Annotated in this window: 5 protein-coding genes; 3 read left to right on the forward strand and 2 right to left on the reverse strand. The window is 61.6% G+C overall.

The features are described from left to right. Window positions 1–7 precede the first annotated feature (7 nt). The 3 genes from AWM79_RS14265 to AWM79_RS14275 are packed head-to-tail and all read left to right on the forward strand — an operon-like array spanning window position 8 to window position 4,423. Window positions 8–1,729, forward strand: coding sequence for a type I secretion system permease/ATPase (locus AWM79_RS14265; RefSeq protein ID WP_060783112.1), 1,722 nt, complete (start codon window positions 8–10; stop codon window positions 1,727–1,729). Next, window positions 1,722–3,071: an HlyD family type I secretion periplasmic adaptor subunit gene (locus AWM79_RS14270; protein WP_060783113.1), complete on the forward strand. Its 1,350-nt coding sequence runs from the start codon at window positions 1,722–1,724 to the stop codon at window positions 3,069–3,071. Before AWM79_RS14265 ends, AWM79_RS14270 begins: the two co-directional genes overlap by 8 nt. 2 nt (window positions 3,072–3,073) lie before the next feature. Continuing rightward, the gene (locus tag AWM79_RS14275; RefSeq protein WP_060783114.1) at window positions 3,074–4,423 is read left to right on the forward strand and encodes a TolC family outer membrane protein; all 1,350 of its coding nucleotides are present in this window, start codon (window positions 3,074–3,076) and stop codon (window positions 4,421–4,423) included. Between the two features lie 51 nt (window positions 4,424–4,474). Here the strand turns inward: AWM79_RS14275 and AWM79_RS14280 are convergent, their stop codons facing one another. Together AWM79_RS14280 and aceA are read right to left on the reverse strand one after the other, a co-directional pair. Next, a complete protein-coding gene (locus AWM79_RS14280; RefSeq protein WP_060783115.1) occupies window positions 4,475–10,036 on the reverse strand; it encodes a putative Ig domain-containing protein in 5,562 nt (1,853 codons plus the stop codon). 405 nt (window positions 10,037–10,441) lie between these two features. Then, window positions 10,442–11,767: an isocitrate lyase gene (gene aceA, locus AWM79_RS14285; protein WP_017132362.1), complete on the reverse strand. Its 1,326-nt coding sequence runs from the start codon at window positions 11,765–11,767 to the stop codon at window positions 10,442–10,444. Between the last annotated feature and the right edge of the window lie 168 nt (window positions 11,768–11,935).

Here is an 11,935-nt window from a genome sequence, read left to right on the forward strand (position 1 = left end):
ACACTCCATGCGCTTGCTGCTCGATCCACGTCATGACATTGATGCTGCCTTGCTCTCTTATCGTCGAGTGCTCTGGTCGCTGGCGCTGTTCAGCGGCGCTATCAATATGCTGGTGTTGGTGCCTTCGTTGTACATGATGCAGGTGTATGACCGAGTCCTCACCAGCCGCAATGAAACCACTTTGTTCATGTTGACCCTGATCGCCCTGGCTTTGTTTATGTTCAGCGCGTTGATCGAATGGGTGCGCGGCCAAGTGATGATCCGTATGAGCGCGGGTATCGACGAGGCTCTGGGCGAGCGCCTGTTCGATGCTGCGTTTGCTCGCGGCCTGCGCGAGCACAACGCCAATCCGGCGCAGGTGCTTGGCGACTTGGCCACGTTGCGGCAATTGATCACCGGCCAAGGCTTGATCGCTTTGCTCGATGCGCCGTGGCTGCCCATCTTCCTGTTGATCGCGTTCATTTTTCATCCCTGGTTTGGGGTGTTGACGCTGCTCCTCGCGCTGGTATTGGTCGGCCTGGCGCTGTGGGGCGAGTTGGCGACCCGGGCGTGCCTGGGCGAAGCCAATCGCCTGAGTGTGCAGTCGGCAGCCTACGTCAATAGTACCTTGCAGAATGCCGAAGTGATTCAGGCGCTGGGCATGCTCGGGCCGCTCCGTCAGCGTTGGAGTCTGCTGCAACAGCAAATCATCGCCGCTCAGGCACATGCCAGCGACCGCGGTGCGCGGATCTCGGCGACCAGTCGTTTTGTACGTATTTCCGGACAGTCACTGTCCCTCGGGCTGGGGGCGCTGCTGGTGCTCGAAGGCCAGTTATCGGGGGGCATGATGATCGCCATGTCGCTTCTGCTTGGCCGCGCGCTGGCACCGGTGGAAATCGCCATTGGCTCGTGGAAGCAATTCACCAGCGGGCGCCAGAGCTACCAGCGCCTGAGTCAGTTGCTGGTCCAGCATCCACGAGGGCGCCCCCGCATGCCATTGCCCGCGCCCACCGGCGCGGTACGCCTGGAGCAGTTATATGTCGGTCCGCCAGGGGCTTTGCAGCCGATCCTGCGCGGCATCCATTTTAGTCTGGACAAAGGCGAGGTGCTCGCCGTTGTCGGCCCCAGCGCCAGTGGTAAGTCGACCCTGGCCAGGGCGTTGGTTGGCGTATGGCCCTCCATGGGGGGATCGGTGCGTCTGGATGAAGCCGAAATTAGCCAGTGGACATGCGATGCCTTGGGTCCGCACCTCGGCTACTTGCCGCAGGATATCGAACTGTTCGATGGCAGTGTCGCCGACAACATTGCCCGTTTTGGTCAGCAGGAAGCCGACAAGATCATCGCTGCCAGCCGCCAGGCAGGTATCCACGAGATGATCCTGCGGTTCCCCAAGGGCTACGACACACCGCTGGGCTCTGGCGGGCTAGGGCTTTCCGGTGGGCAGAAGCAGCGCTTGGGCCTGGCGCGCGCGCTGTATGGAAATCCGTCGTTGGTGGTGCTCGACGAGCCCAACTCCAACCTCGACGAAGCCGGGGAGTTGGCGTTGGTGCAGGCCATCAGCGCGCTCAAGGTCGCTGGTAGTACCGTGGTGCTGATCACTCACCGACCCAGCGTGCTGGCGGTGGTCGATCATATCCTGTTACTCCAGGACGGCACCCAACAAGCCTTCGGCCCACGGGAGCGGGTGCTCAAAGCACTGATGCCGGGGCCTCGGCCCGCGATGGTCAGAGAGGCGGGCGGCGATGCGTGATCTGACTCCGGGAGTGACAATATACAGCGAGGTCCCGGCGTTATCCCGAGCCAGCACCGATGCCGGCGGCGCGGCCCGTTATGGCGTGGGCTTGCTGGTGGTGGCATTGGGCGGTGCCTTGCTCTGGGCTTGTCTGGCGCCGCTCGATCAGGGGGTGGTGGGTAGCGGTACCGTGGTGGTGGCGGGCGAGCGCAAGGCGGTGCAGTCATTGATCGGTGGCGTGGTCGAACAACTACTGGTCAGCGATGGCGATCGCGTCAGCCAGGGGCAGTTACTGGTGCAGCTCAACACGGTGCAGGCACAGTCGCAGTTGGACGTGATTTTGGGCAAGTTGCTCAATGATCGCGGGATCGAGGCACGTTTGATTGCCGAGCGCCTGGGTAACGCCGAAATCGCATGGCCCATCGAACTGCTAGAGCGTGCCGACGAACCGCGAGTCAAGGCTTCTATGGCCCTGCAGAGCCAGTTGTTTGAGACCCGACGGGCGGAGTTGGGCAGCCGTTTGCAGATTCTCGAACACGAGAAGGCGTCGTTGCAGCAGCAATTGCGCGGTTATGAAGGGGTCAAGCGTAATTACGATGCGCAAATGCAGTTCCAGCAGCAGGAACTCGATGGGCTACGCGATCTGGCAGGTGAAGGTTACGTCCCGCGCAACAAACTCTACGAGGCCGAGCGTAACGCCGCCCAGTTGGCGGGACAGATCGCCTCGGGCATGGGCGATATCGGCAGGACCCGCCAGGCCATCAATGAAAGCCGGCTCAAGGTCTTGCAGGCGCAACAAGAATTTCGCCGCGATGCCGAAACCCAGCTCAGTGAGGTTTCCGCCGAAGCGGCGGGCTTTGCCGACCAAATTCGCGCGCTGCGGTTCGAGGTCGACAACGGTGCCATTCGCGCACCGGTAGCAGGGCAGATCATGGACCTGAGCATTCATACGGTCGGTGGTGTCGCTCAGGCCGGACAAGGTTTGATGCAAGTGGTGCCCCTTGACGCGCCGCTGGCGATCACCGCGCGTTTCCCGCCGTTGCTGGCCAATAAGTTACGTCCGGGGCTGGCGGTGCACGTGCACTTCACCGCCTTACAACGAGTGGATACGCCGACGGTCACCGGCACGGTGAGTACCGTGTCGGCGGACCAGTTGCTCGATGAGCAGACGCATCAGCCGTATTTCGCCGCGAAGGTCGGCATTCCCGCCGATACCCTCGCCTCGTTGCAGGCCGCCGGACTGTCGGTACGCCCCGGCATGCTCGCCGATGTCACCGTGGTGACGGGGGAGCGCACGTTGATGAATTACCTGATGAAGCCGTTGCGCGAACGCTTGCTGGCCGCCTTCAAGGAAGAATAAGCATGATCGGATGTCATCGTTATGGCTCCTGGGTGCTGTTGGGCCTGTGTAGCGGTTGGCTGGCCGCCCATCCCGCCTGGGCTGGCGTGGACGGCTTGAGCTTGACTGCCGCCTACGACGCCTCGCGCCTTAACGATCCGACGCTGCGCTCGGCGGCGCACGCCTATGAGGCTTCGCAACAGGAGGAAGCGATCGGGCGCGGCGGCCTCTACCCACAAGTGTCGCTGAGTTCACGTTACGGCCGAGGCGGGCGTACTGATGGCGGCGACGACAACGGTTATGTCAACAGCAACGATTACCAGGCCGACAACGTCACGCTGGCGGCGCAACAAGCGTTATACGACCCGGTGCGCTGGGCGGCGTACCAGGAGGGCAAAGCGCGGGGCCAACTGGGAATCCAGCAGTTCGACGTTGCCGGCCAGAGCTTGTTCGAGCGGGTTGCCAAGGGCTACTTCGATGTGGCTCGGGCCGAGAACGAGATCAAGTTGATTGTCCAGCAAAAGGCCGCTATTCGCGGCTTGGTTGTGCAGAGTAAACGGCTCTACCAGTCTGGCCAGGGCGCGATCACCGACATCGACGAGGCCCAGGCGCGGCTCGATTTGGTCGAGGCCCAAGAGGCCGAGGCGGCGGCCCATCGCGTGGCGGCGTTACGGGCGTTGTCGGGGCGCACCCGTGTGCCTGTCGACGACATCTGGCCCATGCGCGAGGCACTCGCCGTCAGCAGTCCGCTCCCAGCAGAGCGGGATTTGCCCTACTGGACGGCAATCGCCCACGAGGCCAGCCCCGAACTGGCCGCCAGGCTGGCGGCGGTGAGCGTGGCGCAAGCGCAGGCGGACAGTCAGCGCGCCGGGCATTATCCGAGCTTGTCGCTGACCACTCAATTGAGCCATCGGGAAACCCGCCAATATCAAGATCTCGACCCGCGCCAGGACAGCTATTACATAGGTGTACAACTGGATATCCCGTTGTATCGTGGCGGCGCGGTACGGGCCTCGGTGGCCAAGGCCGAGGCGCAGTTGGCCGGCGCTCGATCCGAATACGATGTGCAGCGCCAACAATTGGCCGAGGAGATCGAGACGGACTACCTGGGGGTCGTTGCCGGATTTGCCAAGAGCAAGGCGATGGAGCGGGCGGTGGAGTCCAATCGGCGGGCGCTGGCATCGACGGAAAAAGGCCTTCAGGGTGGTGTGCGTTCTACCGTGGATGTCCTGGATGCCCAGCAGCGAGTCTTTCAGGCGCGTCGTGATCTGCTGGACACCCGGCTCGACATGTTACAAAGCTACGTGAGCCTGCACATCCGCACCGGCCAGATGAATCGCGCGATCCTGGAGCAGGTGCAACGCCTGTTTTGATAATCGGTGCCGGACACGCCCTCGCCACGGGGCGTGTCCGGCTTTTTTCGTTCAGACAGTGAAGTCGCTGGCGTGCAGTTCCTTGACACCCACCAACTGGATTTCGAACTCGGCACTGGCGTCGGCATTCAGGCTGGCATAGAGAATGCCATCGGCAAAGCGCAGTTGACCGGTGGCGTTGTCGGTGTCGAAGGCATTGGCGCCAATGAACGTGAAGGCCTGGACGCACGCAGTCAGCGGGTTGGCGTCCAGGCCGGTGAAGTCCAATTGGTCGCCCTCGCTGGTCTTGAAGCCGTTGATCACATCCCGCAACGCGCCGACGCCCATCTGCGATAGCGCCCCGAACGCGTAGGTGTCCGCGCCAGTGCCGCCGGTCAAGCTGTCGGTTCCCGCGCCGCCATCCAGGACGTTGGCGCGGCTGTTGCCCGTCAGGTTATCGGCGTAGACACTGCCTGTCAGGTTCTCGATATTCTTCAAAGTGTCGAGCCCAGAGCCCAGGGTGTTTTGTTGCGCAGAGGTCGAAAGCGTCGCGGTAATCGCGGCCAAGGCCCGTTCGAAGGACACCGTATCCTGGCCATCACGCCCGTCCAACACGTTGTTGCCGGCACCGGCGAATAGCGTATTGTCCAGCGCATTACCGGTGCCATTGGCGGAACCACTGGCGTCGATGTAGAGGTTCTCGACATTGTTGGTGAGGGTGTAGGCCGCCAGGCTACTGTGTACGCTGTCGATACCGCCCGTCACCTTATTGCCATTGGTCTCGATCACGCTATCGTCGAGGTTGTCGACATAGTAGGTGTCGTTGCCATTGCCACCGCTCAGTCGGTCGGCTCCGGCGGCGCCATCGAGCACGTTGTCGGCGGCGTTGCCGGCAATGAAGTTGCGCAGCTCATTGCCAGTGCCGTCAATGGCCGACACGCCACTCAGTACCAGGTTTTCGAGGTTGGCGCCCAGGGTCCAGCTAACCGATGCCTGCACGATATCGATCTGCGAGGCCGAAGTATCGCTTTCCACCACGCTGTCGAACCCATTGTCGACCACGTAGATATCGTTACCGTCACCGCCGGTCATGGTATCGGCGCCGAGATCGCCGTCCAGTATGTCGTTGCCCGAGCCGCCTACCAGGGTATCGTCCTGATCCGTGCCGAAAATATGCCCGCCTTCATTCTGCGCGTTGTCGAAAATATCCTGCACGCTGTGGTTATCGTCAGCATTGCCCTGGAAACCAAGGTCATCGGCGATGTAGTCGGCTAGGCGCTGGCCGACGATTTCCGCCGACTCCTCGTGCAAGTGCCAGACATCGTCGGGATACACCAGCGGATCGACTTCATAACGCAGTGGCAGGTCGGTGTAGTCCACCGCCAGCTTGACGTCGCCGCGCTCGGCGGCGATGGCCTCCTGGATCGCCCGGACATAGCCGACCCCTTCGACGATGCCGGCAATCTTCTCCTCGGAATAACCACGGGCGCGCGCCGCGTCCGCCTGGTAGTGACCGGTCTCCATCAGGTACACGTTGAAGCTGCCCAATTGTGCGTGCAGGTAGTCGAACACCGCCAGCGTCGCCGCCTTGTAGGCCGCCGCGGCCGCCTGCTTGTCGCTGGCACGGGCGATCTCCTGCGCGGCTTCCTCGCCCTGGCCCCAGATGATGCCCATGGTGACGTTATCGATGGCTTGAAGTTCAGTGAGTTGGCCCTGCAGCAGCGCCACCGCGCGCAACAGCGCCGGTCCGGGCTGCTGGATGTCGGTCAGCCACCAGCACAGTTCGAGCTCGACGGGGCTCATCGTCGACAAACCGTCGACGGTACTGCCACCCACCGCGATGTCGATGCCATTGCCGTCGGCATCGTCGAACTGGCTGCGCACGTCATAGTCGGTGTACTTGCTCAGGTCATTGACCAGCATCGAAGTACCGGATTGATCGTCGTCTTCGCTCATGCGCATCAGGCGCGCGTTGGATTGGCCGAGGGTCGGCAGGTAGAGGATATCCTGTTGGGCGCGCTCGGCGAACACGAAATCGCTGGCGGTCAAGGTGTTGAGGTAGTTGCCCTGGAGGGCGATCTCGAAGCGATTACCATCGGCGTCGACCTCGCTGGACTTGATGTAGGTCTTGTCGCCGGCATCGTTCAGGGTGAGGTACAGCGTACCGTGGTTGCCGTCGCCGAGGCCGAGGAAGCCCAGGCCCGAGACATCGATCTTGTCGACGCCCACGGTGAAGTCGGTGAGTGTGTCGGTGGCGGTGATGCCACCCGCGTCATAGTCGCGATAGCTATCGAGCACGTTGGTATAGCGAAAGGTGTCGGCCCCCGTGCCGCCAGACAGTTCGTCGCGCCCCGCGCCGCCATCGATGATGTCCATGCCGCCACCGGCGTTGATCGTATCGTTGCCGCCCATGCCGAGGATCAGGTCGGTGCTGGCCGTGCCATTGAGGGTGTCGGCGCCGTTGGTACCGGTCAGGGTATTGGTGGGAGCGTCGGCCACGGTCAGTTCGAAGCCATCGCTGACCGTGGCGCCAGCCGGATCGGTGGCCTTGATCAGCACACTGTAGTCGCCCGCCGCAGTGCTGGGTGGGGTGCCGCTGAACGTCAGGGTGGCGGCATTGAAGCTCAGCCACGTGGGCAGGGCACTGCCATTGGCGAGAGTCGCGGTATAGCTCAGTTGATCCTGATTGGCATCGGTGAAACTGTTATGGGTGACGGTATAAGTGAATGGCGTGCGTTCGGTGGCATTTTGGTCGAGTAGCGGTATGCTCACCACCGGTGCCACATTGCCGGGTGTGTGCTGGTCGGCGAAGACAAAGTGACTGGCGCTCAGGCTGTTGAGCAGATTGCCTGCCAGCGATACTTCGAAGCGGTTGCCGTTAGCATCGGCGGTGAGGTCCTTGAGGTAAGTGCGGTGGGTCGCGGCGCTGTAGGTGACCAGCAAAGTGCCGTCGCGGCCGTTGCCCAGACCGGTATAGCCGAGTGCCGAGACATCGATTTTGTCGTCGGATACGCTGAAGTCGAGAATCTGGTCACTGGCGCCGGTGGTCTCGGTACGATAGCTGTCGAGTTGAGAGGTAAAGCGAAAGACATCGGCGCCCGCGCCGCCGGTGAGTTTGTCGATGCCGCTGCCGCCGACCAGGATGTCATTGCCTGCGCCGCCATTGACGAGGTCGCCGCCGGCCCCGCCGAACAACTGCTCATTGGCCATGGTGCCGGTCAAGGTGTCGTTGCCCGGCGTACCGTCGATCACAATGGGGGACGCAGGCACATCTTGCACGGCAAGGGTAAAGGTGTCGCTGACCGTGGCATGGCTGCCGTCGGTCGCGCTGACCTGAATGGCGTAGGTGCCGGACGCCGTGTCGCTGGGCGTGCCGCTGAAGGTACGGCTGGCGGCATCGAAGAGCAGCCAGTCGGGAAGGGCGCTACCGTCGAGCAGGGTGGCGCTGTAGCTGAGGTTGTCGTTGTCCGGATCAATAAAGCTGGTGGCCGGCACTACGTAGCTGAACGGTGTGTTTTCGGTCGCTGCCTGGTCCACCAGCGGGGTGGCCACCACGGGTGCGTGATTGACTGTCGAGGGGCTGGCAAAGAGGAAGTTGGCGCTGCTCAATTGGCCGAGGTAGTTACCGTCCAGCGCCACCTCGAAGCGGTTGCCATGGGCGTCTTCAGTCAGCGATTTAATGTAGGTCTTGGTCCCGGCACTATTGAGCACCAGGTAGACGGTGTCGTTCTTGCCGTCGCCCAGGCCGGTAAAACCCATGGCCGAGAGATCGATCCTGTCGGCGCCGACATCGAAGCCGGTGATCAGGTCGTCGACGATGGCGCCACCGGTACTGTAATTGCGATAGCTATCCAGGCGATTGGAAAACACATAGGTATCCGCCCCGGCTCCTCCGGTGAGAATGTCCATGCCGGCGCCGCCGTCGAGCTTGTCGTCGCCAGCGCCGCCATTGAGGCTGTCGTCGCCCGCCAGGCCGAGCAGGGTGTCGGCCGAGTCGGTGCCTGACAGCGAGTCGTTGCCGCTGGTGCCGGTGAGGATCCGGTTGAAGATGAAGTTGCTGGCACTGAGGGTGTCGGCGACGTTACCCGTGAGGATCAACTCGAAGCGATTGCCACTGGCGTCGGGCTCGTAATCCTTGATGTAGGTGCGGTCGCTGTCGGGGTTGTAACTGATCTGCAAGGTGCCGCCGCGACCGTTGCCCAGGCCGGTAAAGCCAAGGCCGGCGAGATCGATCTTATCCTTGGTGACATCGAAGTCGCTGAGGATGTCGTCGAAGCTGGTGGCGGCGTTGCGGTAGCTGTCGGACTGATTGGCAAAACGGAATGTATCGGCGCCAGCACCGCCGGTGAGCTTATCGATGTGCGCGCCACCGACGAGGATGTCGTCACCGCCACCGCCATTGATGATGTCATTGCCGGCCTTGCCATAGAAAATCTCGCTGGCGCCGCTGCCCAGCAGGGTGTCGTTGCCGTCGGTGCCTTGTACCGTGATCATCGGTAGCGTGTCGCTGACATAGCTGCCGTCGCCATAGACCAGGGTGTCGCCCCGGCTGGTGTGGCTGATGGTGTTGCCGATAATGGCGTTGCGGTCGGTGCCGTCTTCGTTGCGCTCGGCCACGCCATAGGTCGACAGGTTGCTGCCGCTGATGAGGTTGCCCTGGATCGTGTTGTCGCTGCCGTTGAAGTACTTGCCGGACACCCCCGCCGTGTCGTCGTAGGACTGGATGATGATTTCGGCGACGGCGGCGCCCAGCGAGTTGTTATTGAGGGTGTTGTCGGTGACATCGACGTTGTTGCTGCCATAGATGCGCACCCCGGCACCGCCGTTGTCATGGATATCGACGCCGCTGACAGTCACCTCGCTGGACAGTTTAATCAGTACCCCTTCGGCACCATTGCCGTACATCGCACCGCCGCTGATGGTGATGTGGTTGGGGGAGGGAATATCTTCGCCGCCACGTTGCACGACGATGCCGTTGCCGCCGTTGTCGTAGGCAACGTTGTTGGTGAGGGTGAAGTCGTGAGTGCTGGTGACGACGTTGAAACCGTGGCGATCGTTGTCGTAGGCCACGTTGTTTTCGAAGGTGCTGGCGCTGAGGAAGTCAGCGACGAAGCCGTCCAGGCCGTTGCCGTGTGACACACTGTTCTTGATGACCATGTTGACGGTCTGCTCGTGCGGGTCGAAGCCGTACCCGGAGCAGTCCTTGATCTCGACGCTGTCGAGGGTGACGTTGGAGTCGTAGCCTTCTTCGCCGGGAATGTAACCGTTGAACCAGCCGTCGATCTTGCCGGTGGTATGGTCGCGGTTGCCGTCGATGGTCAGGTTACTGACCCCGAAGTCGTGGGTTTCCTCGCCATAGGCCGAACGGATAATGCCGGTGATCTTGGTGTCGGAGCCGTCGGCGACCTTGACGGTGGTTTCGCCCATGCCGTCGCCGGACAGGTACACATTGCTTTTGAGCATCAGGCAGCCATCGGAAGGCTCCTCGCCGGCCGACACGATGTAAGTGCCGGAGGGCACGTACACCTGCCCTCCGCCAGCGGCGGCCGCCGCATCGATTGCATTCTGGATAGCTGCGGTGTCATCAGTGATACCGTCACCTTTTGCGCCAAAATCTTGTACGTTGAAAATCATGATTTATCTCCTTTCCCTGACCTAATCACGCGAATCGCCAATATATCGTCGGCTTTTGTGCTGTTATGACAGGTTGGAGCGGAAAAGTTGTGACCGTATATCGGCTAAACGTCAAAAAAATGATATTTTCTGATCAGGTTTACGAGTTGTTTATTTTTGTGGCGGATTATTGACTTTATGTGCGTCAATTAACTGCAGTCTTGTGCTCGGCGAGCGCCGGATGGGGCATGCGAGGTGCGCCGAGCCGGCGTACCTCGCTCTTGAGGGGCAATCAGGCAATAGCATCCAGACACACGCTCGCCTTTTTGTCGTTGATCACGTTCAGTGGCACGGCTGCCGGGACCTCGACGGTCCCGACGGTTGCTCGGAGAGCAGAACGAGACTCTTCAGAACGCTGAAGCCGAATCAGTGAAACTGCTCTTCCTCGGTCGAGCCGGTCAGTGCGGTCACCGAAGACGAGCCGCCCTGGATCACGGTGGTCATGTCGTCGAAGTAGCCGGTGCCGACTTCCTGCTGGTGCGCGACAAAGGTGTAACCCTTGGCGGCGTCGGCGAACTCCTGCTCTTGCAACTTGACGTAGGCGGTCATGTCGTTGCGGGCATAGTCGTGTGCCAGGTTGAACATGCTGTGCCACATGTTGTGGATGCCCGCGAGGGTGATGAACTGGTGCTTGTAGCCCATGGCCGACAGCTCACGTTGGAACTTGGCGATGGTCGCATCGTCCAGATTTTTCTTCCAGTTGAAGGATGGTGAGCAGTTGTAGGACAGCAACTGGTCCGGGTATTCCTTCTTGATGGCCTCGGCGAAGCGGCGGGCTTCGCCCAGGTCCGGCTTGGCGGTTTCACACCAGATCAGGTCAGCATAGGGCGCGTAGGCCAGGCCGCGGGCAATGGCCTGGTCAAGGCCGGCGCGGACTTTATAGAAGCCTTCCTGGGTGCGTTGGCCCGTCACGAATGGCTGGTCGTAAGGATCGCAGTCCGAGGTCAGCAGGTCGGCGGCGTTGGCGTCGGTACGAGCCAGGATGATGGTCGGTACACCGGCGACATCGGCGGCCAGGCGGGCGGCGGTCAGCTTGTGGACAGCCTCTTGGGTCGGCACCAATACCTTGCCGCCCATGTGGCCGCACTTCTTCACGGAAGCCAATTGGTCTTCGAAGTGTACGCCGGCCGCGCCCGCTTCGATCATGCTCTTCATCAGCTCGTAGGCGTTCAGGACGCCGCCGAAACCGGCTTCGGCGTCGGCTACGATCGGTGCGAAGTAATCGATGTAACCGTCATCGCCGGGGTTCTTGCCGGCTTTCCATTGGATCTGGTCGGCGCGCCGGAACGAGTTGTTGATGCGCTTGACCACGGTCGGCACGGAATCCACCGGGTACAGCGACTGGTCGGGGTACATCGATTCGGCGGAGTTGTTGTCCGCCGCCACTTGCCAGCCCGACAGGTAGATTGCCTGAATGCCCGCCTTGACTTGCTGTACGGCCTGACCACCAGTCAGGGCGCCCATGCAGTTGACGAAATCTTTCTCCGGGCGAAAGGCCGGCTTGGCGCCTTGGGTGACCAGGTTCCAGAGCTTCTCGGCGCCCATGCGCGCCAGGGTGTGCTCGGGCTGAACCGAGCCGCGCAGGCGGACCACGTCAGCGGCGGAGTAAGTGCGAGTCACGCCTTTCCAGCGCGGGTTTTCCGCCCAATCTTTTTCAAGGGCCGCAATTTGCTGTTCGCGTGTCAGTGCCATGGAGATAAACCTCGTCGCGTCTTTTATCAAAAGTCGTCCTTGGGGGGGGAGAATTCCTTACTCCGCCACCTGCACAACGTGTATAGACAATTGCTCGCAGACCAAAGGTGCGGTTTGGCGGGGAGGCGACGATTGAACGATTGACCCAAGGAAGTGAGCGAGGCGCAG

Source organism: Pseudomonas agarici (assembly GCF_001543125.1).
Taxonomy (GTDB): Bacteria; Pseudomonadota; Gammaproteobacteria; order Pseudomonadales; family Pseudomonadaceae; genus Aquipseudomonas; species Aquipseudomonas agarici.